Consider the following 22,622-nt stretch of genomic DNA (forward strand, 5'->3'; position numbering starts at 1 on the left):
CCCGTCCCCGATCTCGGAGGGAGGCGTCTTGCACCATGCAGAAGACCGTCCCTCACTGGCTTGACGTGGAGCGAACGGCGCCGTCACAAAAAAAGAGAGTCAGCGAAGGATTAGAATGCCTCCAGGAAGACGCGTCACGCTTGCTCCTGCCGATTCTGCAAGCGTGCGGATCGCGGCCTGCGGATCGCCGGTGCGATAGTTGCCGCTGACGCTGGTTTCGGAGAAACGACTGGTCGCGACAATGACAGAACCGCTGTAGTAACGACGCAGCTCGCCAAGCGCCTTGTTGAACGGCTGATCGGAAATCACGATACGCCCGTCCCGCCAGGCAAGCGAGTTGTTCGGATCGACTGATGTCACCGTAGAAATCGCTGTCGCGCTTGCGGTAACCATTTCGTTGGGCTTGAGCCCGACATGATCGGCAGGAGCCGAAAGGCGCCGTACGTCGACGAGACCGCGTTCGAGAACCACGACGTCACGGTCGCTGTCCTCACGTACCGCAAACGCGGTCCCCTTGACCTCGACCTCGCTGAACGAACCCACGACGGTAAAGGGTTTGGCGGCATCCGCCCTGACATCGAAGAACGCTTCGCCGGCCAGCAATCTGACGCGACGATGCCCCTGCTCGAAATCCAGCGCGACGGCGGAGGCCGTGTTCAGGATCATGTCCGATCCGTCGGGCAACCGCACACGCCGCAATTCGCCGGCCGCGGTGAGAAAGTCAGCCTGCCAGCGCAGCATCAGCGCCGGATATTGCTGAACGCCGATCAGCAACACAGCGGCCGCGGCGATTGCCGCGATGCGGACAGACCAGGCGCGGGATCGAGCCCGGATCGGGATGATCTGCCCTGCCCGATTGCGTGTAGTCATGCCGAGACGCGCGGCGTCCCGCTCAGTTGCCCGGCGCAACGACGGCATCGACCGCATCCGCTGCAACCTGGCAAACGCTTCCCGATGGCGCGGGTCACTGGCGAGCCAGCGGTCGAACTCGGCGCTCACTGCGGGATCGTCGCGTTCGTCCTGCAGGCGCAGAAACCAGTCCAGCGCCTCGTCCGTCACGATGTCCGGATGGCTGTACCGTTCGTCCGGCTTTGGACCGTCGCGCATTCTCTGTCCCACTCACGCCATCCGGGCCTGCAGATTCCGTGCCCCCTCACAGAGGAGACGTTTCACCGGTCTGACCTTCACAAAAAAGCTTGCACCCGGACCATGCTTATGCCGGCGAGCCGCACATTGGAATGATTTTCGGAGATGACACAGGCGCCCCTGCGTCGCAACGTGAAGTGGGAGCTTATCCGCGCTCCAGGCGGGCAAGTGCGTCATGGCAATGGCCCATGACGGCTTTCACATCATTGTAGACCGTGTTCCGGGAAACACCGAGATGCTCCGCGATCCGTGCGTAGGACCAGCCCTCAAGCTGCGACAGCACCCAGGCGCGGCGCTGCCTTTCGGGAAGCTTCTGCAGCGCCTGTTCGAAGCGGGCCATTCGCTCACGTTCGATCAGCGACGCCTCGACGCTCGGAAAGTCGGCGGGGACATTCTCGACAAGTTGCTCGCTTGCCTGAGTGTCCTCATATCGGGCACGGGTTTTGCGCCGCCGTTCGTGATCGAGTGCGAGATTGCGCGCCGTCTGATGCAGGAAAGCCTCGATATGTTCAATCGGCCCGGCCTCGATGGCCCTGCGCGCACGAAGATAGGCCTCCTGCGCCAGATCTTCCGCCGTCTGCCGATCACGCACGATCCGGAGCGCGGCGCCCATGAGAGACCGCCGGTGCAGTAGAAAAACGCTATTCAACAATGCGGACATCGTACGGCATTAGCGCGTGATGACTTTTCTTCGAGCCGCCATCCCGCTCTACTCTTGTTGGAGCATGATCTCCGCGCGCAAGCCGCGGCACTCTTCCCACTGTTAGGAGAGGAGAGAAACACCGGCAACATCAATGATTTAGAGACGCTCCAGAATCGTCTGAGCGGCGCATGTGCCAGCTTTGAACGACGAGGCGATGCAATACCTGGAGCGGCCTCGCGTCGCCTGCGACTTATTTGCAAGCACCTGGCCCAGGGACTGCAGTCGTGCATCGCCATTTCGGGACATCACCGCCAGATGAGTAGCCCGCTGTTTCGCGACCGCGCCCGTCGAAGGCGCCGCGGATATCGTCGACATTGATGAGCGCAAAGCCGTGCAGCTTGACAATCGAAAACGGCTCCGCTTATGTAATGTTATAACATTACATAAGGAAGCCCCAATGCCCTCTGCCGGGCGGAAATTCCTCAAGCTGAAAAGGCTGTTCGACCTCCATGCAAAAACTGCCCGTCACCGTCTTGTCCGGCTTCCTCGGGGCTGGAAAGACCACTTTGCTGAACCACGTGCTCAACAACCGCCACGGCCTGAAGGTGGCCGTGATTGTGAACGACATGAGCGAGGTGAACATCGATGCGGACCTCGTTCGCGATGGCGGTGCGAATCTTTCCCGTACGAACGAGAAGCTGGTTGAAATGACCAACGGGTGCATCTGCTGCACCCTGCGCGACGACCTGCTGAGAGAAGTGCGAGCGCTGGCTGAAGGCGGAAGGTTCGATTACCTGCTGATCGAATCGACCGGCATCTCCGAGCCGCTGCCGATTGCGGCCACATTTGATTTCCGGACCGAGCAGGGCGAGAGCCTGTCCGATGTTGCGCGGCTCGACACGATGGTCACGGTCGTCGATGCAGTGAACCTGTTGAAGGATTATTCCTCCACCGATTTCCTTAGCGATCGCGGCGAAGCCCTCGACAACGACCGGCGCACGCTGGTCGATCTGCTTGTCGAGCAGATCGAATTTGCCGATGTCGTCGTGCTGAACAAGGTGGATGACGCAACGCCCGCGCAGCGTGACGCCGCCCGCAAGATCATCCGTGCGCTCAATCCCGAAGCCGAGATTCTGGAAGCCAATCACAGCAAGGTGCCGTTCGATCGCGTCCTCGATACCGGACGCTTCGATTTTCAGAAGGCACAACAGCATCCGCTGTGGTTCAAGGAATTGTACGGCTTTGCCGACCACGTGCCCGAGAGCGAGGAATACGGCATCAAGAGCTTCGTCTATCGTGCGCGGCGCCCGTTCGAGCCCACGAAATTTCATCACTTCCTTCATGACGCCTGGCCGGGGGTCATTCGCGCCAAGGGGCATTTCTGGATTGCCACCCGTCCGCAGTGGGTTGGCGAAATGAGCCAGGCCGGCGCCATCACCAAGACCGAGGCCATGGGATTCTGGTGGGCGGCTATACCGCGCGCACGATGGCCACAGGACCCCGAGTGGCAGCGGATCCTGAAGAAGAGTTGGAACGATCTCTATGGCGACCGCCGGCAAGAACTGGTCTTCATCGGCACGGACATGGATGAAGCCGCCATCCGTGCGCGCCTCGATGCCTGCCTCGTCAAAGGAAAGCCTGGCATGAACACGCAGGCCTGGGCCAGCCTGCCCGATCCGTTTCCGGTGTGGAAGCGCGCCAACGAAGCAGCCTGAGGCGTCGCGCGGTCAGACAGATCGAGCGGCGCCGAACCGTCGTTCGCGTGCCAATAGCTCGCGCTTGCGCTTGACGCCCCAGCGGTAGCCGGAGATCGAGCCGTCCTTCTTGACGACGCGGTGGCACGGCACGAGGACCGCGATTGGATTGCGGGCGATCGCCTCGGTCACCTCGCGTGCATCGCGGGTACCGAGTTTAGCCGCCAGGGCGCCGTAGTTCGTCGTTTCGCCGACGGGTATTGCACCCAGCATCGACCAGACTTCGATTTCATACGGCCTCCCGCGCAAGTCGAGTGGAATGGCGGGATCGAAACCTGGCGCTTCATTTGGCGCTTCGATCGCGCGATGCGCCTTTTCGAGGACATCGGTCAATTCCTGCTCGCCGTCGATGATGTCGGCCTCCGGAAAGCGGACGCGCAATGCGTCCTCCGTCGCGGAACGGTTCGAACTGAATTCGAGAGCTACGAGGCCCTTGCCGGACATGGCCGCCATGAAATCGCCGAGGGAACTGCTCCCCCATGCAAGACGGATGATTTCGCGCATCCTTGCGCTCCTTTGAATTTGTTGGTGGCGAGAAGATAGGAGCCGGCGATGGCGCAGCCGATCCGGTCCTTGCTTTCAAATCGAAAAACGGCAGCGACATTCGCCTGATGACTCGATCAGGCAGCGCTCTTCCGAGCCTATGTCGTGTCTGCCGCGCCGCTAGGTCGCGTCGTGAAAAATAATCCCGACGGTGTGCCGCATGCCGGAACGCACGCGGCTCACACCGTGGCGAAGGTTCACGCGGTAATTGCCCTTCGATCCCTGCACTGGCCGGTTATGGACCGCGAAGGCCACGGCGTCGCCCTGCCGGAGCGGCACGACCTCGGCGCGGCTCTGCATGCGCGGACGCTGCTCGGTCAGAACGAATTCGCCACCTGTGAAATCCACGCCCGGCTGTGAGAGCAGAATCGCGACCTGGATCGGGAATGCGAGATCGCCATAGAGATCCTGGTGGAGGCAGTTGAAGTCACCCGGCACGTATTGCAGCAGAAGCGGCGTCGGGCGCGCCTGGCCGGCGTCGTGGCATTGCTTGAGGAACGACGCGTGGTCGCCTGGATAGCGCTGGTCGATTCCCATCCGCGCGTTCCACGCGTCGGCAACGCCTGCAAGGCGCGGGTAGAGCGCCGTTCGCAAGCCGCCGATGAGGTCGGGCAGCGGATATTTGAAGTAGCGATACTCGCCCTTACCGAAGCCGTGCCGCGCCATGTGGACGTGGCTTCGGAAGTGGCTCTCGTCGGGATAAAGGCCTGCGATGGCGCGGCACTCCTCAGGCGAAAGCAGCTTCGGCAGAACGGCGCAGCCATAATCGTCGAGCTCGCCGGCGAGCACCTGCCAGTCGTAAGCGGCAACCCGTGACTCTGCGGACCTAACCGCAGAGGGGCGGGAGATGGTGGACGAACGGGCTGTCATGCCATGGCCTCCTTTCTGATCAATTCGATCGAAAAGTAATCTGCGACGCGCTCGCCGGAACTCCGATGCTTGCTCTCAAATCGAGAAAGCTTTCATCAGAACTTCAGCCGGCTCACGCGATGCGGATGATCGTCGTCTTCGCGAGAAGATAGGTCTCGCCAGTGCGAAAGCGGAGCTGAATATCTCCGTTCTCGAGCATCTGCCATTCAGCATAGCCGTCGGCGACCAGTCGGCGGAAGCAGGCCATCACGCGAGCCTTCGCCGGGTCGGCGTGCACGCGGCCTGCGTGTTTGGCATCCGCGATGTTCATGTGTCCTGCGAGCATTCCCGATCGAGCAGAGCCCGCTTGCGTTCGACGCCCCAGGCATAGCCGGAGAGCGAGCCATCTTTGCGAACGACGCGATGGCAGGGAATGGCGACGGCAATCTTGTTCGCCGCGCACGCTCCGGCCACCGCGCGAACGGCCTTCGGGGATCCGATACGCTCTGCGATTTCGGCATACGAAACGGCTTCGCCGACAGGAATCTCCTGCAGAGCCTGCCACACGCGCTGCTGGAACGCGGTGCCGCGGACGTCGAGAGGAAGGTCCAGGCCGATGCCCGGCGCTTCGACAAAGCCGACGACCCGGGCAACCAGTGCCTCATAGTCGCGGTCGGCGCCAATGAGATGCGCTTTCGGGAAGCGATCCTGGAGATTGCGGACAAGTTCGTCCGGATCGTCGCCCAGCAGGATCGCGGCCACGCCCTTCGTGCTCGAGGCGACGAGAATGGCGCCGAGAGAGGTCTGCCCGACAGCGAATTTGATCTCCTCGTTCGCACCTCCGGCGCGGTATTGCGACGGAGTCATGCCGAGCATGTCCGTCGACTTCTCATAGAAACGTCCGCTGGAATTGAAACCGGCGTCGTAGATCGCCTCGGTGACGGAGTTGCCGGAGGCCAGCCCCTGACGAACCTTCCTGGCACGGTGCGCGGCGGCGTATTCCTTCGGTGTCAGCCCGGTCGTGGCCTTGAACACGCGATGGAAATAGCTCGGGCTGCGGCCGATCGCGGCTGCCAATTCTTCCAATGAAGGCTCTTCTTCGCTCTCCTCGATGATCCGGCACACCTTCGCTACCAGGGCCCCGTTCTCGGCTTCGGTCGAAAGGCCGTCCGGATTGCAACGCCTGCAGGGCCGAAAGCCTGTCGCCCTGGCGCTCTCCAGGCTGTCGTGAATCTGCACGTTCCTGGGGTTGGGGATGCGCGAGGGGCAGGACGGCCGGCAATAGACGCCTGTCGTTGCAACCGAGTACCAGAGACGGCCGTCGGCCGTCTTGTCACGCGCGACAATGCGTGCCCATCGAGGATCATCCGCCACTGACGGGGGCGTCGACTTCAGGTTCCTGGCGGGCGTCGCAGTCATCTTCTTTCCCATATGGTGCCGAATCGATCGTGCCGCCAATTCCCGTCGGATTCACTCCGATCCTTGCTTTCGAATTCGATTGCGTATGCCACCAGCCGGATCACCGGGAACACCGGCTTCACGAGTTCCAGGGGCGTGTACGAATGCTGAATTGAAGCTTGGATCGCTTAAAGCAAATAAGGCCCACACAGGCGTGCGGACCTTATCCGATGGCAGGCGTTAGCTGCCTAGGCGGCCCTGAGCAGCCCAAGCTGGGTCAGCGCGGTCACGCCGTCGTCGAGACCGATCTCCTCGACGATCTTGCCGTCGATCACCTTCAGCACCGTGGTGCCGGTGAAGTGCATCTTGCGGCCAGTTGCAGCCGGCAGACCGCCGATCAGGAAGTCGTTGAAGGCGGGACCCGTGTGGGTGCCACCCCCTTCCCATTGGCCGACGACGTAATCGCCCTCCGCTATCAGATCCGCAGCGCCCCAGAAATTGAGATCGGGGAACGCAGCACGGAAATCCGTCATGAACGCCTTGATGTCGGCGCGGCCGCGGCGGGGCTCATGCAGCGAATATCTGAGCAGCATGTCCGGCGCGGCGATCTCGTCGACGACCGCAAGATTGACGTCATTGCCCCAGAACTCCGTGAACCAGCGACCGACAACGGCCTTGTTATCCTCTTCCTTGCTCATTGGAATGACTCCTTGTGTCTCGTGACGATCACCGACATCGACCGGTGATCTCAACGAAGAGCTACGCTTGACCGAGGGAAGCCAAACTCCGGTTCTTGCCTTGAAATCGAAAGCGGAGGCGACGCGACCGGCGCCGGCGTGCATACAGTTTGCGCAATGACGTTTCGCATGCGAGAGCTGCTTGCTCGCTACACGGCGCGTCGTCGCAGCATGAATGACGGAATCTTAACGAGCTATCGCTAAAGCAGTCGAGGAGCATCCGATACGGCCATTCCGCCAAGGCTTTCATGTCCGCTTTGTCTATCGATCCAGACGACGCCACAATGTTTGACCTCGCGCCGGTCTCGCTCTGGATAGAGGATTTCAGCGCGGTCAAGGCGCTGTTCGAACAGTGGCGAGCGGACGGCGTCAGCGATATCAAGGCAACTTTTGCCGCTGATCCCGACCGCGTGCGGCAGTGCTCGCAGCGCATCCGCATCCTCAAGGTCAACCGCAAGACCCTGTCGTTGTTCGGCGCCCGAGATCTTGCCCATCTGACGGCCAATCTCGACCGGGTCCTGCGCGACGACACCTTCAAAAGCCATGTCGAGGAACTTGCCCAACTCTGGAATGGGCAGACCAGCTTCTCCAGCCATACGGTCAACTACACGCTGGCCGGCGAACGCCTCGATGTCCAGCTCCACGGCACCATCCTTCCCGGCCACGAACAAAGCTGGGACCGCATCATGATCTCGATCGAGGATGTGACCGAGCGGGAGAGCGCCCGGCGCCGCCTCGTGGAAAGCGAGAACTACGCATTCGGCCTGTTCGCCCATTCGCCGGTCTCGCTGTGGGTGGAGGATTTCAGCGGGGTGAAACGTCTGATCGACGACGTGCGCGCCCGGGGCGTCGAAGATTTTCGCGTCTTCACCGACGTGCACGAGGAGTTCGTCCCGCGCTGCATGAGCGAAATCCGCGTGCTCGACGTCAACAGCCGGACGCTCGAGCTGTTCGCCGCGCCCGACAAGGAGACGTTGCTGAGCAATCTCGGCGCCGCGTTTCGCGACGAGATGGAGCCGCATTTCCGCGAGCAGCTCATCGATCTCTGGGACGGCAAGCTGTTCCAGCAGCGCGAGGTGGTGAACTACGCGCTCGACGGCACCAAGCTCCATCTGCTGCTGCAGTTCTCGGTCTTGCCCGGCCACGAACGGGACTGGTCGCTAGTGCAGGTCGCGCTGACCGACATCACCGCACGCAAGAAAGCGGAAGCCTATCTCGAATATCTCGGCACTCATGACGTGCTGACGCGCACCTTGAATCGCTCGTTCTATGTCGACGAGCTCAACCGACTTGAACGCAAGGGACCGCACCCGGTCACGATCATCATCGCAGACCTCAACGGGTTGAAGACCGCAAACGACGAACTCGGCCATGGCGTCGGTGACGCGCTGTTGCGACGGGCCGGCGAGGTGTTCGGCTCGCTGGTCCAGAAGCCGGCGTCAGTCTCGCGTATCGGCGGCGACGAGTTCGCGATTCTGTTGCCCGGCACCAACGCCGCCGGCGGAGAAGCCGTTCTCGGTTCGCTCGCGGAACTCATCGAGCTCAACAACCAGTATTATCCCGACTTCGAGCTGAGCATCTCGACCGGGATGGCGACCAGCCGGCCCGGCGACAGGCTGGAGCAGGTGGTCAAACGCGCCGACATGAAGATGCTGTACGCTAAGCGGCTATATTACACGCAGGCGAATCGGGACCGGCGCGGCGCGTATACGGCGTGAACATCAGAACGCCGGCTGCACGCTCAGACGGATCGGCCGCCTTCAGTCCGGCACGGATCAACCATTACGCTTTCGCAGTCCGGCAAGCTGAGACGGAAGGAGACCGTAGGTCTTGCGATATGTCTCCGCAAAGCGTCCCATATGCGTGAAGCCCCATTTCAGCGCGACTTCATGGACGGGCAGGATGTTATCCGGAGATGTGAGCTCCAGATGTGCAGCCTCCAGCCTGATACGTCGCAAGTAGGCAAGCGGTGTTGCACCGTAGTGCGCCTGGAAGGCGGACTGCAACGTCCGCACGCTGATACCGGCTGCGGCCGCGGCATCGCTCATGGTAAAGGGCCGATGAATGTTGGAATGCATATAATCGACCGCCCGCCCAAGGTGGCGCATGGTTGGTTCAGATGGCTCCCGCAATTTGCCGGATGTCAGTCTCCCGAGCACCAGCAAGAGCAGGGATTCGCTCAGCAGTGCCATTGCGATGGGGGAACGCCCCTGAAGATCTTCATCAAGAACGGCGGACACGACAGCCTGCGCGACGTAATAAAGTGATTGCGTTGTGGTCTCCGTCAGATGATGGAGCATCAGGGGAGTGAGGTCCTGAATGGAGAGCTTTTCATCGAATGTGGAAAGGGCCTGCATCAACTCCGCCCGTTCGAATCGTAGCGCTCTCATTGCATGAGTCCCCTTGGTGGAGATTCGGCTTGGAGCGTCCGTCAGATGTGTAAATAGAGATCCCGGAAACGCGCGGCAGGCACCATACCTGCCGACTACGGCAACAGCGCCAATGACAGGCTGCGAGACGTGCAAGGTCTCTGCGGAGTAATTGAGTGTTATTGAGTAGCCATGGCTACCCTGCACTCGCCAGCAGGTCAGGCCGTTGACTGCAGCGAAGCTGGCTCGCCACGAGAATTGCCGCCCGGCCTGCTCCGGCTCCGCCGAAATGTCCGGCAAGAATATCGAGAGACAATCTAGATAAGTATCGAAGCCAATCCCACGCTTGTCCTGGGAAGCAACACGCGAAAACGAACTCATAATTCCAAGCAGGCCACACCGTAATTGTTTCGCGATTAATTGAAATTCTCCGGTTAAGCAACGCGGTGCCACGACGCGTCAATTTTAACAGTGGCTATCCAATTAGCGCGAGATCTGGCCAAAAGGCGAATCGCCCGCGCGTCAGTAACGTCGCATTCAGTAACGCTGCATACGCATGCTCTGAAGTACGCGGCGGCCGCTGTGAATAGCGGCTCCTGCTTACGTCCGCCGACAACCCGGGAAATGTTGGCATCTTCACGATTACACGCGAGCGGATGCAGCTTGGACAGGAACGCGACTCTCTCTGTTCATCTCGAGTCGACGGGCCATCAAACGAATGATGGCGGCAGCGGGAGAAATGAGGTGGATGTTCGCCACATTGTGAAAGCGGTTGCCCCCTGTCGCTCGCGCAGGTAACGGCGTACCAAAAGGCAGCCGGGATAGTTTACGGACAGGCGAGACCGCCAGGAAAGTGAATCGCATGATCGAGGCAGCCACAACGGACCGACAACTTCATATCGCCCTCATAACCGAGACGCCGGAACGAACGAGACCGCTGGCATCCATACTCAGTGAAACCTGCGACGTCCATTTGCTGCCGCCAGCGATCGACCCTCTTGTCATCGACAATTTCGCTTCTTGCGTCGTGCTTGACGTTGATCTTTCGTCAACGCAGGTGATCCGAGCGCTTCAACCCACTCGCCAGGCAATTCTTGCACGTTCGCTGCCCAGCCTCCTTGTTATCGACAAGAACATCGGAGAACGCGCGCTTGCCGAAAAGATACATCGCGCAAAGACGTTCGGCGTACGCAACTACATCTACCATCCGTTCGATACAGATGAAGTTCTGCGGATATTTTCTCCAATGCATGATGCGCGCGCCAAGTCGGAGGCGCCATTGCACAACAGGATCGTGTTACGAGGCGTTTCTGCTGCTCGTCGCGCGCTGGCGCAGATAATCGACGCGCCGCACAACGAGAGCTCACTTCCATTCGAAACTCTCGAAGCCAACACTCCGCTTATCCTGGAGGCGCTCGATGTCTGGGGAATTGGTCCATGGATGGAAACTGTGAGGAGGCATCACGGCGGCACCTACAGGCACAGCCTGCTCGTGACCGGCTTCGCGGTTGCGTTCGCGCAGAAGCTTAAGATGCGCCCAAAGGACCAACAACGTATCGCGCACGCTGCGCTGCTGCACGATGTTGGAAAATCGTTCATTCCAATTGATATTCTCGACAAGCCGGGAAAACTGACTGACCATGAGATGGAGCAGATAAGGCAGCACCCCCGATACGGATATGACCTGCTCACACAACAAGGCGGCTTTCCGGTCGAGATCCTTGATTGCGTGCTTCATCACCATGAACTGCTCGACGGGTCGGGCTATCCGGATCGGCTTCGCGCCGGGCAGATTGCAGATCTCGTGCGCGTCGTCACAATTGCCGATATTTTTTCTGCACTGGTGGAAGATCGACCCTACCGCCAGTCGCTGCCGCCGATGAACGCCTTCGCCATCATGCAGGACATGGGAAACAAACTCGACGGTGATCTACTCAACGCGTTCCGCTCCGTCGTCGAGGATGCGGCGTGACATGCGAATCCGCCGGTCTCTCATCGATGAACGTCTTCGGCGAGCGCATGTGACGGATGCCGTGTGTCGCCACGCCGGTTTTGTGGACGCACGTACATGATGACTGCTTCCGGAAGCTCAGTCTTCACCCTCAGCGCGGCGACGAGCGCGTCTTGTTCGTCCAAGACGACATGGTCTGTTTTTCCTTTTAGCTTGAACCCAACGGTAAATTGCATTTCACAAATCTCCATCCTTGCGCCGCTACGGCGTCCCTGGTCGTAGCCGCCCACCTTCGGTGCGAGGCGATCGTCGCCTACACCGTTGGAGCGAAAAATACGACCCGGAGCAGATGCGTGTAGTCGGATTCGAACACCATGATCCCCACGAATACCAACACCAGCACCGGCGGAAGCAGGATGGCATAGGCCAGGGCCAACCGCTCCCAGGCCATGTGCATGAAGACGGCGACGATCAGACCGGCCTTCAAGATCATGAACAGCAGAATCAACGACCATCTGAGATGGCCATGGATGCCAAAATAGTCGACGAGATAGGAGCAGGTGCTGAGGACGAACAGCCATCCCCAGACCACGAGATAGATCCTGATCGGGTGCTGCTGGCCCTTTACGTGCGTGGCTCCTGGCGCATGGGCCTCATGGGCGTGAATGTGCAGCGAAGGTTGTTGGCCTTCCACCTGTATCGCGGCTTCTGTCATGCACCGACCTCACCAAAGATAGAAAAACGCAAAGATGAACACCCACACAAGATCGACGAAGTGCCAGTACAGGCCGGTGATTTCGACGATCTCGTAGTACCCTTTCCGGCTTGTGAAGAAGCCGCGCCGTTCGACATCGAAGTCTCCCCGCCAAACCTTTCGTGCGATGGCGATCAGGAAGATCACGCCGATGGTCACGTGGGTGCCGTGGAAGCCGGTTATCATGAAGAAGCTGGCACCGAACTGCGGCGCGCCCCACGGGTTGCCCCAGGGCCGGACGCCCTCCATGATCAGCTTGGTCCATTCGAAGGCCTGCATTCCGACGAACGTTGCGCCAAATGCCGCGGTGACCAGCATCAAGGCTGCCGTTTTGACGCGATCCCGGCGGTAGCCGAAATTGACGGCCATCGCCATCGTCCCGCTGCTGCTGATCAGGATGAAGGTCATGATGGCGATCAGGATGAGCGGGATGTGGTGGCCGGCGATGTTGAGCGCGAAGACTTCACTGGGGTTGGGCCACGGCACGGTCGTCGACATTCGCGCCGTCATGTACGACAGCAGGAAACAGCTAAAGATGAAGGTGTCGCTCAGGAGGAAGATCCACATCATGGCCTTCCCCCAGGAGACATTCTTGAACGCCCGCTGATCCGAGGACCAATCGGCGGCGATCCCTTGCCAGCCTGGGAGCAGCGCAGGCGACGCTCCGATGTTTGTCAGTGTAGTCTCTGCCATCGGTCCCTGCCCTCCCTAGCTGAGCAACTGGCGACAGATGTCGACGAAATTGTCCGTCCAGCCCGTCAGCAGGCCGAGCAGGACCAGCCAGACCAGCAGCAGGAAATGCCAATAGATGGCGCAGAGCTCCACGCTCGCGCGCACCTGCGCGACCTCGGCGCCGCGCCACACTTTGGCAGTCGTTCTGCCGAGCGCCACGAGACCGCCCATCAGATGCAGCCCGTGCACCGCGGTCATCAGGTAGAAGAAAGAATTGGCCGGGTTGGACGCCAAGAAATACCCAGCGACATTGAGCTGCCACCACGCCAGAAGCTGTCCAACCAGGAATGTAACGGCGGATGCTCCCCCAGCGAGCAGGCCGAGAATTACGCCGTCCATGTCGTCGCGACGCGCGGCTATGTGCGCCCATTGCAGCGCGACACTGCTCAACACCAGCACGCCGGTATTGAACCACAGCAGCGCTGGCACTGGCAGCGTCCGCCAGTCCACCATGGTCATGCGCATGGAGTAGGCGCTGATGAAGAGCGCGAACAGCGAGCCGACGACCGCGAGAAACACCCCCAATCCGATCTTCGCGGCCTGCGGCGATGATCCGCTCTCCTCGCGAAGATCGACGGTCACTCCCTCCTCCAGCCAGGGTTTGGCGGTCAGCCGTTGCTGCGAGAGCCACCATCCCACGATTGCCGCTATTCCAGCCATGAACAGGATAATGGCGCTCACGGATGGGCCCCCTGCGCCGACAGCCTGGCCGGCGGTTCATTTTGCGGCACGAAGTCCCTCGCGGCGCCGGGTACGCTGTAATCGTAGGCCCAGCGATAGACGATCGGGAGCTCCTTGCCCCAGTTGCCGTGCCCCGGCGGCGTCTCCGGTGTCTGCCATTCCAGCGACGTGGCTCGCCAGGGATTGCCGCCCGCCTCTTTCCCTTTGAACAGGCTCCAGATCAGATTGAATACGAAGACAAGCTGGGCAAAGCCGACAATCAGGGCTGCCACGCTCATGAACGCATTGAGATCATGGGCAGATGCCGGGATGAAGGCTGTTTCGCCAATGTCGTGGTAGCGGCGGGGCATGCCCAAAAGGCCGAGATAGTGCATCGGGAAGAAAACGGCGTACGCGCCGAGGAACGTGACCCAGAAGTGGAATTGTCCGAGCGCCTCGTTGAGCATCCGTCCCGTGACTTTCGGATACCAATGGTAGATCCCGCCAAACACGGCCAAGATCGGTGCAATGCCCATCACCATGTGAAAGTGGGCGACAACAAACATCGTGTCGGACAGCGGAACGTCCACGACCACGTTGCCGAGAAACAGCCCAGTCAGTCCGCCGTTCACGAACGTGATGATGAACGCAAGCGCGAACAGCATCGGGATGGTGAGATGAATATCGCCGCGCCAGAGGGTCAGCACCCAGTTGTAGACCTTGATCGCGGTCGGGATGGCGATGATGAGCGTCGTGGTGGCGAAGAAGAACCCGAAATACGGGTGCATGCCGCTCACATACATATGGTGCGCCCATACGATGAAGCTGAGGGCGCCGATTGCGACGATGGCCCAGACCATCATGCGATAGCCGAAGATGTTCTTCCGCGCGTGGGTGCTGATCAGATCGGAAATGATGCCGAAGGCCGGCAAGGCGACGATATAGACTTCAGGATGGCCGAAGAACCAGAAGAGATGCTGGAACAGGATTGGGCTGCCGCCGCCATACTTCGTCAGTTCGCCCATCTCGACGAGTGTCGGCATGAAGAAGCTGGTCCCCAGGAGGCGGTCGAACAGCAGCATCACAGAGGCGACGAACAGCGCGGGGAAGGCCAGCAGCGCCATGACGGTGGCCGTGAAAATGCCCCACACCGTCAACGGCATCCGCATCAACGTCATGCCGCGCGTGCGCCCCTGCAGCACCGTCACCACATAGTTGAGCCCGCCCATGGTGAAGCCGATGATGAACAGGATCAGAGAGGCCAGCATGAGAATGATGCCCCAATCCTGCCCGGGCGTGCCGGAGAGAATCGCCTGCGGCGGGTACAGCGTCCAGCCGGCGCCGGTGGGCCCGCCAGGCACGAAGAAGGTCGAGGCCAGCACCAGGACCGCGAGCAGGTAGACCCAATAGCTCAGCATGTTCACATAGGGGAACACCATGTCCCGGGCGCCGACCATGAGCGGGATGAGATAGTTGCCGAAGCCCCCAAGGAACAACGCGGTGAGCAGGTAGATCACCATGATCATGCCGTGCATGGTGATGAACTGGAGATATTGGTTGGCATCGATGAAGGAGAATGTGCCGGGAAATCCGAGTTGCAGTCGCATCAGCCACGACAGCACCAGTGCAACCATCCCGATCGCCATCGCCGTGATCGAGTACTGGACGGCGATCACCTTGGCGTCCTGCGAAAAGACGTACCTCGTCCACCAACTCTTCGGGTGATAGAGTTCGACCTCGCCCACTTCAGCGGGCGGGACGCGTGTGATTGTGTCAAACGGGACATCGACCATCGGAATACCCTCTTGGTCTCTCTCTCTTCAGCGAAGAGCTGGCCCTCTGCTATGCGGCGCTCCTCGCCGATATTTTCACTTCATTCGCTCTCTGTCCTATAAGCCGCTTTCGCGACGTTGCGCTGCTCCGTCAACTCGGCGAACGTCCGCTGCTTCTCCAGCCACGCGCGATGTTCTTTCTCTTCCTCGACGACGACCTTGCTGCGCATTTGCGCGTGCGCGGCACCGCAGAGTTCTGCGCAGAGCACCTCGAAGGTTCCGGTACGGGTGGGCGTGAACCAGTAATAGGTCACCGAGCCCGGGATCATGTCCATCTTCGCCCGGAACTCGGGTACATAGAAATCATGCAGCACGTCAATCGAGCGGAGCAGCACCTTTACCGGCTTCCCGATCGGCAGGTGCAGATCGTCGTTTTGAATGACGATGTCGTCCTTTCCGTTCGGATCGTCGGGATTGAGCCCCATCGGATTGTCGGCACTGACAAGGCGGGCGTCGGAGGTCCCAAGCCTGCCGTCCTTTCCAGGAAGCCGGTAGCTCCATTGCCACTGCTGTCCCATGACCTCGACCTCGGTCGCACCGGCCGGAACGGTAACGAACTGGTGCCAGACGACCAGTCCGGGTGCCAACATCGCCGCCACGCCGATTGCAGTCCCGACGCTGAGCCACCATTCGAGCCGCTTGTTTTCGGGATTGTAGTGTGCCTGCCTTCCCTCCTTGTGGCGAAAGCGGAAGACGCAATAGGCCATGAACGCGACGACCGCGACGAAGACCGCCCCGGTGATCCAGAATGTCAGGGTGATGGTGTGGTCGATGTAGCCCCAGTTGGAGGCAAGCGGCGTCCACCACCACGGGCTGAAGAGGTGAAACACCACCGAGGCGATTGCGACCAAAAGCAGTATGATTGCTACAGCCATCCCTCATGCATCCTTGCCGCTAAAGGCCGCGGATACAAACCAGAGGGCGGAGCTCACGTATGTCGCGATCGCGGACTTCACATCCGCTGTCGTCGTGCCTCTTGCCTCGCCCATTCAACCGGTCGCGACGCAGCGTGCACGCCGCGACCACACGTCTCATCGGAGCTGGGGGCGTTTTGATCAAGATGGTACGCGTCGAGCCGGGCGTCAATAGTGGAGTAGGCCGCCCCTTGGTCTCGCGCACTACCGGCGTCGCGCAAGCCGGCGATTGCCGGCCGGCATCACCGTCCGATGATGCAATGCAACAGACAAAATGTGCAGGCGCACAATCGACCCGCCGGTGAGCACTATCTTGCTTCTATCGCGTATCGCGCTAACCTCTCCGAACCGGTCGCGACAGGTGCCGTCCGGCAAAGCTTGTTCTTGCTGAATTTGGTTTGCCGGGCTCGATCGCGATTTCGCGCATGAGGCGAATGTGCGCGAGTTGAAGGCCGCGCCGTTCCCCTGCGATCACGAGCAAGGAGAGCGGAGCCATGGCCACTCAGTATTTTGCAAGACCTCACCTGCAATTCTTCGGCGTCTCCACCGCATATGTCGTTCGCAAGATCAGCCTTTCGGACTTGCGCGACGCGTTGCGCCTGGGCTGGGAAGACTTCCAGGCCATACCAACTCACGCTGTCGTCCTGTGCGGAATCTATCCCGTTCTCGGTCTTGTCCTGTTCAGACTGGTGCTTGGCTATTCGGTGCTGCCGCTGCTGTTTCCGCTGGCCGCCGGATTCGCGTTGATCGGTCCTTTTGCCGCGCTCGGCCTCTACGAGCTCAGCCGCCGCCGCGAGCGCGGCGAGGAAGCCGCCGCATGGCACGCGATGCACGTGCTGAGCGCACCGTCGTTCGGCGCCATTCTCGGGCTCGGCGTGCTGCTGCTCGTTCTGTTCGGGGTCTGGATTGCCGCCGCGGACGCTATCTACGTTGCCACCTTCGGCCATGCCGCGGCCGCAAGCATCCCTGATTTCGCAACACGTGTGCTAACGACGCCGGAAGGTTGGTCGCTCATCATCGTCGGCTGCGGCGTCGGCTTCCTGTTCGCCGTCGTGTCGCTGTGCGTCAGTGTTGTATCGTTTCCGTTGATGCTCGACAGACATGCCACTGCGATAGACGCCATCCGGACGTCGCTGCGGGCCGTGAAGGAGAATCCATTCGTGATGGCCGCATGGGGGCTGATTGTTGCGGCACTGCTGGTGATCGGTTCGCTGCCGATCTTCCTCGGTCTCGCTGTCGTGCTGCCGGTGCTCGGTCACGCCACCTGGCATCTTTATCGGAAGGTAGTGGAGCCCGACCCCAATCCCCCACAAGAGGAGCCGCGCACGCCGATAGGTCATCGCTATGCGGCGGATTTCCCGGCGTCCCTCTTCCCGTGGAGTCATGAACGCTAGCGGAGCAGCAACGAACGGTCGCGACATCACTGTGTTCGGCGGAACCGGCTTCCTCGGCAGCCGCATCGTTCGCCATCTGCACGACCACGACTTTCCGGTCCGGATCGCATCAAGGCATCCGGACCGAGCACACGGGCAGCCTGATCCTGCGAAGCCGCAACTTCAATTCGTAGAGGCCAACATTCACGACGAGCGATCGGTCGCGGGTGCGCTGGTCGGCGCGTACGGCGTCGTAAACGCGGTCAGCCTTTATCGCGAGCGCGGAGCAGAGACGTTTCACTCCGTTCACGTTGAGGCGGCTCAACGGGTAGCAGCCCAGGCCCACCGGGCTGGAGTCAAACGGCTCGTTCACGTCTCGGGGATCGGTGCCGATCCAGCCTCGCCGTCCCGCTATGTCCGAAAGCGCGGCGAAGGCGAACGTGCGGTCCGCGCAGAATTCCCCGATGCATGTCTCGTCCGCCCGGCCGTGATGTTCGGACCGGACGACGTGTTCCTCAGCACCATCCTCAAGCTCCTTCATCTACTTCCAATCTATCCGATGTTCGGCCGCGGCCGGACCAGATTGCAACCCGTCTATGTGGAGGATGTTGCGGAAGCGGCTGCCCGGCTCATGGAGCGCGCCGAGACCCACCCGACGGTCTTTGAGTTCGGCGGCCCGACCTCCTACTCTTACGAGCAACTGCTTAGAGCGATCGCCCATCAAGCCGGCCTCGCGCCTCTCCTGATTCCAATCCCATTTATCGTTTGGCACGCGCTGGCGCGGGCCTCGGAAATATTCCCTGACTCACCCCTTACTCGCAATCAGGTGGAGCTGATGCAGATCGACACCGTGTCGTCACCGGAGATGCCTGGATTTGCCGAACTTGGCATTTCCCCACATTCGATCGAGGAAACCCTTCAGAGGATGTTATCGAATCGATGATGAAAGCGGCCCCCCGGTTGATCCGCTCTAACGGCTGACCATTCACGCGCGACGTCTGCCTGTGCGTCGAAGTAGCCTCCGACTGTGTGCAGTGTAGTGCGAGGCGATTTGAACCTGCCGGCCGGGCATTGACGCCATTCGGTTCGAGTTGGTCACCAAAAAAAGGCCCCAGCAATCCACTGAGATTGCTGGGGCTTTCTACCAACTTGGTTGCGGGGATAGGATTTGAACCTATGACCTTCAGGTTATGAGCCTGACGAGCTACCGGGCTGCTCCACCCCGCGTTAAACTGAATGTCCGCCTTGCATGGAGAGAGGCCGAACGTGAGGCGGACAACGCTTGAAAGGGCGCCGCTCGATCCGTTCGAAAACTTCCTGAGAAGGCGACCCGGGGCCGAGGGCAACCGGGCGCGAGGGGTATGTATCAATGCTGATCCGCTTTGGAAAGCCCTTCGACACAGGTTTTTTGAGGTTTTGTGACGGCCAAATTGACAGGATTCGTGCGCGAAACCGGCGTTTGGAACCGGGCTTGCCAGAAACGCCGCAAAGTGGGACCTGGGACCCAAGAAAATCAGGGGCCACTACGGGAGCAGACCCCGGATTGCGCTCGACTTCTACATCCAGGCTAGGGCTCCTCGCGGAAGGGCCAACGCACCAAGACCTCATCCTGAGGAGCGCGCTCGCGCGCGTCTCGAAGGATGGGCCGCGGGCAACACCGGGGCCTCATGGTTCGAGACGCCGCTTCGCGGCTCCTCACCATGAGGGGCAGCACAGTAGCCCAGCTCAATTCAGCAAAAAGCCGCCGTCGACCGTCACCACGGTGCCGGTCATGTAGCGCGAGGCTTTTGAGGCCAGCAGCAGGATCGCGCCGTCGAGGTCGGACTCGGCGCCGACCCGGCGCTGCGGAATCCGCTTTGTCAGTTTCTCGCCGGCGGGCGTCGCCCAGAAATCGTGGTTCATCTCGGTGTCGATATAGCCGGGCGCCAGCGCGTTGACGCGGATGTTGTTGCCGGCGAGCTCCAGCGCCATCACCTTGGTGGCCTGGATGATGCCGGCTTTCGAGACCGTGTAGGGCGAAAGGAATTTCATCACGCCGAGGCCGAGCACGGAAGCGATGTTGACGATGTTGCCCTCCTGCTTGCGCGCGATCATGCGCCGCGCCAGTTCGGTCGCGAGGAAATAGGCGCCCTTGAGATTGGCGTTGATCACGGCGTCCCAATCCGCTTCCGTCTGCTCGGTTGACAGTTTCTCGATGGCGATGCCGGCATTGTTGATCAGCACGCTGACCGGACCGAACGCGGCCTCCGCAGCGTCGAGCGCCTTGCCGATGCCGGCGATGTCGGCGACGTCCATCTGCACCGCGGCGGCGCGGCCACCCCTGCCCCTGATCTCCTCCTCCAGGCTCTTCAGCTTGCCGGTCTGGCGCGCCGCCAGGACGACAGCGGCCCCATGCGCGGAAAGGACGCGGGCGAATTGTCGCCCCAGCCCCTGGCTCGCGCCGGTGATCAAGATGGTTTCCTGGCTGACGTCGAACGGATCGGACATGGGTACGTTTCCTAGAACTTTGATATGCGCGCATTGATACCTACGATTTCGGCCGGCGCAACGCCGCGGGTCTTATCAGGCCGCGCGACCTTGGCTAAAATGACCACATCGAACCTTTCAGAAACTCACCTGACATCACGGGAGTGAAACAGTGGATCTTGGGATCAAAGGCCGCCGCGCCATCGTCTGCGCCTCGAGCAAGGGTCTGGGCCGCGCCTGCGCCATCGCGCTCGCAAATGAGGGCGTCCATGTCACGTTGACGGCGCGTGGCGCCGAAGCGCTGAAGAAGACTGCGGATGAGATCCGCAAGGCGCATCCCGACGTCACCGTCACCGAGATCGTCGGCGACATCACGACGCCGGCAGGCCGCGAGGCGGTGCTGAAGGCCTGCCCGGAGCCGGACATCCTGATCAACAATGCCGGCGGCCCGCCACCCGGCGATTTCCGCAACTGGACCCGTGACGACTGGATCAAGGCGATCGACGCCAACATGCTGACCCCGATCGAGCTGATCAAGGCGACCGTCGACGGCATGATGGCGCGGAAATTCGGCCGCATCGTCAACATCACCTCCGCCGCGGTGAAGGCTCCGATCGAAATCCTCGGGCTTTCCAACGGCGCGCGCGCCGGCCTCACCGGCTTCATCGCCGGCCTCTCGCGCAAGACTGTTGTCAACAACGTCACCATCAATGCGCTGCTGCCGGGGCCGTTCGAGACCGACCGCCTGCTTGGCACCGCGAAGGCTGAAGCCGAAAAGCGCGGCATCACGCCCCAGCAACTGCTGGCCGAGCGCGCGAAGCTCAATCCCGCCGGCCGCTTCGGCGATCCCGAGGAGTTCGGCTACGCCTGCGCATTCCTGTGCGGCACCAAGGCCGGGTTCATCACCGGCCAGAACATCCTGCTCGACGGCGGCGCATTCCCGGGAACGCTGTGAGGGCGGTCTGATATGAGGGACCGAGCCGGCGCCACAAAATGGCCGGCTCGTCCGCGCTTCCATCATGTCACGAGCACAGAGAGCGGCCGGAAGCTCGGCGCCGTTATTGTTGATCGCGTTCGCTCTCGCTGGATGAGTCCGCCGAGGTTCGCTCGCCCGACCAGGGACGATCGAACTGCTCGAGCCCCTCGGCCAACAGATCGCCCAGCATCGGCTCGCCAAGCAGATAGCGCGCGGTGCGATCGTTGAATTGATCGCCGGCCTCTCGCCGCAGGTCGTCCCATTCCTCGATCGGACGATCGCCGCGCCCTAGCCGCATCAGGGCAACGAGATCGATCTGCTCGTCTTCGGACAGAGCGCGGATGAAGCCCCTGATTTCCCGCTCGACCGGGTCGCGGCCATTATCTTCCAGCACATCAACCATCTCGTCGTCAGTGGCATTCGAGCCGGAATCCGGGTCGGATGCCGCTTCCTTGACATCGAATTCCCGCGCTTTCTCGATCAAAAAGCCGACTTTATCGGTCGATATCGACAGTTCCGGCATTGCCGCGCGCTCCTGTTTTCGCGATCCGATAACGCCGGATCAGGCGGGATGATCCATTGCGCGGGCAAGCGGAAACCAGCATCTTCGCGGCAACAAGCGTCACAAGAAGGAAGCGGCGGATGGAGTGGAAGGTAGGCAGGGTCAAGATCACGAAGGTCGTCGAATTGGAGACGGTCGGGCATACCCGCTTCATCCTGCCGCTCGCGACCAACGAGGAAATCCAGAAGCTGCCCTGGCTCATTCCCCATTTCGCCACCGGCGAAGGACGGCTGAAAATGTCGATCCATTCGCTGCTGGTGGAGACGCCGACACGGCGGATCATCGTCGACACCGGGCTCGGCAATGACAAACAGGGCCGCAACGTGCCGAACTGGAACAACCGCAAGCATCCCTTCCTGGAGACCCTGACCGCAGCCGGCTTTCCCCCTGACAGCATCGATACCGTGCTGTGCACGCACCTGCATGTCGACCATGTCGGCTGGAACACGAAGCTCGTCGATGGAAAGTGGGTGCCGACCTTCCCCAAGGCCCGCTACGTGTTCGGCCGGACCGAATTCGAGCATTGGCGCGACCACGGCAAATCGCCAGACCACGTCGCGGTGTTCACCGATTCCGTGAAGCCGATCGCGGATGCAGACAAGGCCGACCTCGTGCCTTCCGACCACCGCCTGACGGACGAGATCACCCTGATCCCGACGCCTGGCCACAGCCCCGGCCATATGAGCATCCGCATCCGCTCCGATGGCGAGGAAGGGCTGCTCACCGGTGACGTCGCCCACCATCCCTGCCAGATGGCTCATCTGGACTGGTCCTCAACGGCGGATTCGGACCCCAGGCAGTCGGTGGCGACGCGGCGCGAATTGTTCTCCCGCTTTGCCGACACGCCGACGCTGGTGATCGGCGGCCATTTCAACGCCGGCCACATCAAGCGCGAGGGCGAGGCCTTCAAGTTCATCGCGCTTGACAATTCGTAGGCCGTAGGGTGGGCAAAGCGAAGCGTGC

At 61.1% G+C, this 22,622-nt stretch carries 23 protein-coding genes and 1 tRNA gene; 7 read left to right on the forward strand and 17 right to left on the reverse strand.

Features of this window, described 5'->3' with window-relative positions:
• Nucleotides 1-99: 99 nt before the first annotated feature.
• Both ACVJGD_RS23615 and ACVJGD_RS23620 read right to left on the reverse strand, forming a co-directional pair.
• Nucleotides 100-1,107 (reverse strand): FecR family protein, encoded by a 1,008-nt coding sequence (locus ACVJGD_RS23615; protein ID WP_456636563.1) that lies wholly within the window; start codon nucleotides 1,105-1,107, stop codon nucleotides 100-102.
• Nucleotides 1,108-1,291: 184 nt separating this feature from the next.
• Nucleotides 1,292-1,807 carry an RNA polymerase sigma factor gene (locus ACVJGD_RS23620; RefSeq protein ID WP_456636564.1) on the reverse strand — a complete coding sequence of 172 codons (516 nt, stop codon included), beginning with the start codon at nucleotides 1,805-1,807 and terminating at the stop codon, nucleotides 1,292-1,294.
• A gap of 491 nt (nucleotides 1,808-2,298) precedes the next feature.
• Here ACVJGD_RS23620 and zigA point away from each other — a divergent pair, with 491 nt between their 5' ends.
• On the forward strand, nucleotides 2,299-3,504 hold the full coding sequence (zigA, locus tag ACVJGD_RS23625) for a zinc metallochaperone GTPase ZigA (RefSeq protein WP_456636565.1): 1,206 nt from the start codon (nucleotides 2,299-2,301) through the stop codon (nucleotides 3,502-3,504).
• A 12-nt stretch (nucleotides 3,505-3,516) separates the two neighbouring features.
• Here the strand turns inward: zigA and ACVJGD_RS23630 are convergent, their stop codons facing one another.
• The 5 genes from ACVJGD_RS23630 to ACVJGD_RS23650 form a co-directional block, all read right to left on the reverse strand.
• Nucleotides 3,517-4,047 carry a methylated-DNA--[protein]-cysteine S-methyltransferase gene (locus tag ACVJGD_RS23630; RefSeq protein ID WP_456636566.1) on the reverse strand — a complete coding sequence of 177 codons (531 nt, stop codon included), beginning with the start codon at nucleotides 4,045-4,047 and terminating at the stop codon, nucleotides 3,517-3,519.
• A 159-nt stretch (nucleotides 4,048-4,206) separates the two neighbouring features.
• The gene (locus ACVJGD_RS23635) at nucleotides 4,207-4,956 is read right to left on the reverse strand and encodes a 2OG-Fe(II) oxygenase (RefSeq protein WP_456636567.1); all 750 of its coding nucleotides are present in this window, start codon (nucleotides 4,954-4,956) and stop codon (nucleotides 4,207-4,209) included.
• A gap of 112 nt (nucleotides 4,957-5,068) precedes the next feature.
• Nucleotides 5,069-5,266 carry a hypothetical protein gene (locus ACVJGD_RS23640; RefSeq protein WP_456636568.1) on the reverse strand — a complete coding sequence of 66 codons (198 nt, stop codon included), beginning with the start codon at nucleotides 5,264-5,266 and terminating at the stop codon, nucleotides 5,069-5,071.
• Nucleotides 5,263-6,354, reverse strand: a complete 1,092-nt coding sequence (gene ada / locus ACVJGD_RS23645; protein WP_456636569.1) for a bifunctional DNA-binding transcriptional regulator/O6-methylguanine-DNA methyltransferase Ada — start codon at nucleotides 6,352-6,354, stop codon at nucleotides 5,263-5,265. Before ada ends, ACVJGD_RS23640 begins: the two co-directional genes overlap by 4 nt.
• A 227-nt stretch (nucleotides 6,355-6,581) precedes the next feature.
• On the reverse strand, nucleotides 6,582-7,031 hold the full coding sequence (locus ACVJGD_RS23650) for an ester cyclase (RefSeq protein ID WP_456636570.1): 450 nt from the start codon (nucleotides 7,029-7,031) through the stop codon (nucleotides 6,582-6,584).
• A gap of 287 nt (nucleotides 7,032-7,318) precedes the next feature.
• Here ACVJGD_RS23650 and ACVJGD_RS23655 point away from each other — a divergent pair, with 287 nt between their 5' ends.
• Complete coding sequence (locus ACVJGD_RS23655; RefSeq protein WP_456636571.1) at nucleotides 7,319-8,788, forward strand: diguanylate cyclase domain-containing protein; 1,470 nt, start codon at nucleotides 7,319-7,321, stop codon at nucleotides 8,786-8,788.
• A 57-nt stretch (nucleotides 8,789-8,845) separates the two neighbouring features.
• Here ACVJGD_RS23655 and ACVJGD_RS23660 read toward each other — a convergent pair whose 3' ends face one another.
• Nucleotides 8,846-9,427 (reverse strand): helix-turn-helix transcriptional regulator, encoded by a 582-nt coding sequence (locus ACVJGD_RS23660; RefSeq protein WP_456636572.1) that lies wholly within the window; start codon nucleotides 9,425-9,427, stop codon nucleotides 8,846-8,848.
• Between the two features lie 874 nt (nucleotides 9,428-10,301).
• On the opposite strand from ACVJGD_RS23660, the gene ACVJGD_RS23665 reads away from it, so the two are divergent.
• Nucleotides 10,302-11,411, forward strand: coding sequence for an HD-GYP domain-containing protein (locus ACVJGD_RS23665; RefSeq protein WP_456636573.1), 1,110 nt, complete (start codon nucleotides 10,302-10,304; stop codon nucleotides 11,409-11,411).
• Nucleotides 11,412-11,431: 20 nt separating this feature from the next.
• Here the strand turns inward: ACVJGD_RS23665 and ACVJGD_RS23670 are convergent, their stop codons facing one another.
• The 6 genes from ACVJGD_RS23670 to coxB form a co-directional block, all read right to left on the reverse strand.
• Nucleotides 11,432-11,626: a hypothetical protein gene (locus ACVJGD_RS23670; RefSeq protein WP_456636574.1), complete on the reverse strand. Its 195-nt coding sequence runs from the start codon at nucleotides 11,624-11,626 to the stop codon at nucleotides 11,432-11,434.
• Between the two features lie 77 nt (nucleotides 11,627-11,703).
• Complete coding sequence (locus tag ACVJGD_RS23675; RefSeq protein ID WP_456636575.1) at nucleotides 11,704-12,105, reverse strand: cytochrome C oxidase subunit IV family protein; 402 nt, start codon at nucleotides 12,103-12,105, stop codon at nucleotides 11,704-11,706.
• Between the two features lie 9 nt (nucleotides 12,106-12,114).
• Nucleotides 12,115-12,837 (reverse strand): heme-copper oxidase subunit III family protein, encoded by a 723-nt coding sequence (locus tag ACVJGD_RS23680; protein WP_456636576.1) that lies wholly within the window; start codon nucleotides 12,835-12,837, stop codon nucleotides 12,115-12,117.
• 15 nt (nucleotides 12,838-12,852) lie between these two features.
• Entirely contained in the window at nucleotides 12,853-13,557 is a 705-nt protein-coding gene (locus tag ACVJGD_RS23685; RefSeq protein ID WP_456636577.1) for a cytochrome c oxidase subunit 3, read from the reverse strand.
• On the reverse strand, nucleotides 13,554-15,329 hold the full coding sequence (gene ctaD / locus ACVJGD_RS23690) for a cytochrome c oxidase subunit I (RefSeq protein WP_456636578.1): 1,776 nt from the start codon (nucleotides 15,327-15,329) through the stop codon (nucleotides 13,554-13,556). The genes ACVJGD_RS23685 and ctaD overlap by 4 nt, the downstream gene beginning before the upstream one ends.
• An 80-nt stretch (nucleotides 15,330-15,409) precedes the next feature.
• Nucleotides 15,410-16,243, reverse strand: a complete 834-nt coding sequence (gene coxB, locus ACVJGD_RS23695) for a cytochrome c oxidase subunit II (protein WP_456636579.1) — start codon at nucleotides 16,241-16,243, stop codon at nucleotides 15,410-15,412.
• A 533-nt stretch (nucleotides 16,244-16,776) separates the two neighbouring features.
• Here coxB and ACVJGD_RS23700 point away from each other — a divergent pair.
• Together ACVJGD_RS23700 and ACVJGD_RS23705 are read left to right on the forward strand one after the other, a co-directional pair.
• Nucleotides 16,777-17,676: a DUF2189 domain-containing protein gene (locus ACVJGD_RS23700; RefSeq protein ID WP_456636580.1), complete on the forward strand. Its 900-nt coding sequence runs from the start codon at nucleotides 16,777-16,779 to the stop codon at nucleotides 17,674-17,676.
• Nucleotides 17,666-18,598 (forward strand): complex I NDUFA9 subunit family protein, encoded by a 933-nt coding sequence (locus tag ACVJGD_RS23705; RefSeq protein WP_456636581.1) that lies wholly within the window; start codon nucleotides 17,666-17,668, stop codon nucleotides 18,596-18,598. Before ACVJGD_RS23700 ends, ACVJGD_RS23705 begins: the two co-directional genes overlap by 11 nt.
• Nucleotides 18,599-18,805: 207 nt before the next feature.
• On the opposite strand, the gene ACVJGD_RS23710 is transcribed toward ACVJGD_RS23705, so the two are convergent.
• A tRNA-Met gene (locus ACVJGD_RS23710) sits at nucleotides 18,806-18,882 on the reverse strand.
• 498 nt (nucleotides 18,883-19,380) lie between these two features.
• On the reverse strand, nucleotides 19,381-20,142 hold the full coding sequence (locus ACVJGD_RS23715) for an SDR family NAD(P)-dependent oxidoreductase (protein ID WP_456636582.1): 762 nt from the start codon (nucleotides 20,140-20,142) through the stop codon (nucleotides 19,381-19,383).
• Nucleotides 20,143-20,293: 151 nt separating this feature from the next.
• Between ACVJGD_RS23715 and ACVJGD_RS23720 the strand changes: the two genes are divergently transcribed.
• Nucleotides 20,294-21,076: an SDR family oxidoreductase gene (locus ACVJGD_RS23720; protein ID WP_456636583.1), complete on the forward strand. Its 783-nt coding sequence runs from the start codon at nucleotides 20,294-20,296 to the stop codon at nucleotides 21,074-21,076.
• 103 nt (nucleotides 21,077-21,179) lie between these two features.
• On the opposite strand, the gene ACVJGD_RS23725 is transcribed toward ACVJGD_RS23720, so the two are convergent.
• Nucleotides 21,180-21,620: a DUF3775 domain-containing protein gene (locus tag ACVJGD_RS23725; RefSeq protein WP_456636584.1), complete on the reverse strand. Its 441-nt coding sequence runs from the start codon at nucleotides 21,618-21,620 to the stop codon at nucleotides 21,180-21,182.
• 119 nt (nucleotides 21,621-21,739) lie between these two features.
• On the opposite strand from ACVJGD_RS23725, the gene ACVJGD_RS23730 reads away from it, so the two are divergent.
• Nucleotides 21,740-22,594: an MBL fold metallo-hydrolase gene (locus ACVJGD_RS23730; protein ID WP_456636585.1), complete on the forward strand. Its 855-nt coding sequence runs from the start codon at nucleotides 21,740-21,742 to the stop codon at nucleotides 22,592-22,594.
• Nucleotides 22,595-22,622 lie beyond the last annotated feature (28 nt).

This window comes from Bradyrhizobium sp. USDA 10063, assembly GCF_054063735.1.

What these genes read in the sequence shown, in the direction of transcription:
- ACVJGD_RS23630 (WP_456636566.1), bottom strand. Translation starts at nt 4,047, where the DNA reads ATGCGCGAAATCATCCGTCTTGCATGGGGGAGCAGTTCCCTCGGCGAT.
- ACVJGD_RS23615 (WP_456636563.1), bottom strand. Translation starts at nt 1,107, where the DNA reads ATGCGCGACGGTCCAAAGCCGGACGAACGGTACAGCCATCCGGACATC.
- ctaD (WP_456636578.1), bottom strand. Translation starts at nt 15,329, where the DNA reads ATGGTCGATGTCCCGTTTGACACAATCACACGCGTCCCGCCCGCTGAA.
- ACVJGD_RS23680 (WP_456636576.1), bottom strand. Translation starts at nt 12,837, where the DNA reads ATGGCAGAGACTACACTGACAAACATCGGAGCGTCGCCTGCGCTGCTC.
- ACVJGD_RS23620 (WP_456636564.1), bottom strand. Translation starts at nt 1,807, where the DNA reads ATGTCCGCATTGTTGAATAGCGTTTTTCTACTGCACCGGCGGTCTCTC.
- ACVJGD_RS23650 (WP_456636570.1), bottom strand. Translation starts at nt 7,031, where the DNA reads ATGAGCAAGGAAGAGGATAACAAGGCCGTTGTCGGTCGCTGGTTCACG.
- ACVJGD_RS23730 (WP_456636585.1), top strand. Translation starts at nt 21,740, where the DNA reads ATGGAGTGGAAGGTAGGCAGGGTCAAGATCACGAAGGTCGTCGAATTG.
- ACVJGD_RS23725 (WP_456636584.1), bottom strand. Translation starts at nt 21,620, where the DNA reads ATGCCGGAACTGTCGATATCGACCGATAAAGTCGGCTTTTTGATCGAG.
- ACVJGD_RS23640 (WP_456636568.1), bottom strand. Translation starts at nt 5,266, where the DNA reads ATGAACATCGCGGATGCCAAACACGCAGGCCGCGTGCACGCCGACCCG.
- ACVJGD_RS23700 (WP_456636580.1), top strand. Translation starts at nt 16,777, where the DNA reads ATGGCCACTCAGTATTTTGCAAGACCTCACCTGCAATTCTTCGGCGTC.
- ACVJGD_RS23665 (WP_456636573.1), top strand. Translation starts at nt 10,302, where the DNA reads ATGATCGAGGCAGCCACAACGGACCGACAACTTCATATCGCCCTCATA.
- ACVJGD_RS23670 (WP_456636574.1), bottom strand. Translation starts at nt 11,626, where the DNA reads ATGCAATTTACCGTTGGGTTCAAGCTAAAAGGAAAAACAGACCATGTC.
- ada (WP_456636569.1), bottom strand. Translation starts at nt 6,354, where the DNA reads ATGACTGCGACGCCCGCCAGGAACCTGAAGTCGACGCCCCCGTCAGTG.
- ACVJGD_RS23635 (WP_456636567.1), bottom strand. Translation starts at nt 4,956, where the DNA reads ATGACAGCCCGTTCGTCCACCATCTCCCGCCCCTCTGCGGTTAGGTCC.
- coxB (WP_456636579.1), bottom strand. Translation starts at nt 16,243, where the DNA reads ATGGCTGTAGCAATCATACTGCTTTTGGTCGCAATCGCCTCGGTGGTG.
- ACVJGD_RS23655 (WP_456636571.1), top strand. Translation starts at nt 7,319, where the DNA reads ATGTCCGCTTTGTCTATCGATCCAGACGACGCCACAATGTTTGACCTC.
- zigA (WP_456636565.1), top strand. Translation starts at nt 2,299, where the DNA reads ATGCAAAAACTGCCCGTCACCGTCTTGTCCGGCTTCCTCGGGGCTGGA.
- ACVJGD_RS23675 (WP_456636575.1), bottom strand. Translation starts at nt 12,105, where the DNA reads ATGACAGAAGCCGCGATACAGGTGGAAGGCCAACAACCTTCGCTGCAC.
- ACVJGD_RS23660 (WP_456636572.1), bottom strand. Translation starts at nt 9,427, where the DNA reads ATGCAGGCCCTTTCCACATTCGATGAAAAGCTCTCCATTCAGGACCTC.
- ACVJGD_RS23705 (WP_456636581.1), top strand. Translation starts at nt 17,666, where the DNA reads ATGAACGCTAGCGGAGCAGCAACGAACGGTCGCGACATCACTGTGTTC.
- ACVJGD_RS23715 (WP_456636582.1), bottom strand. Translation starts at nt 20,142, where the DNA reads ATGTCCGATCCGTTCGACGTCAGCCAGGAAACCATCTTGATCACCGGC.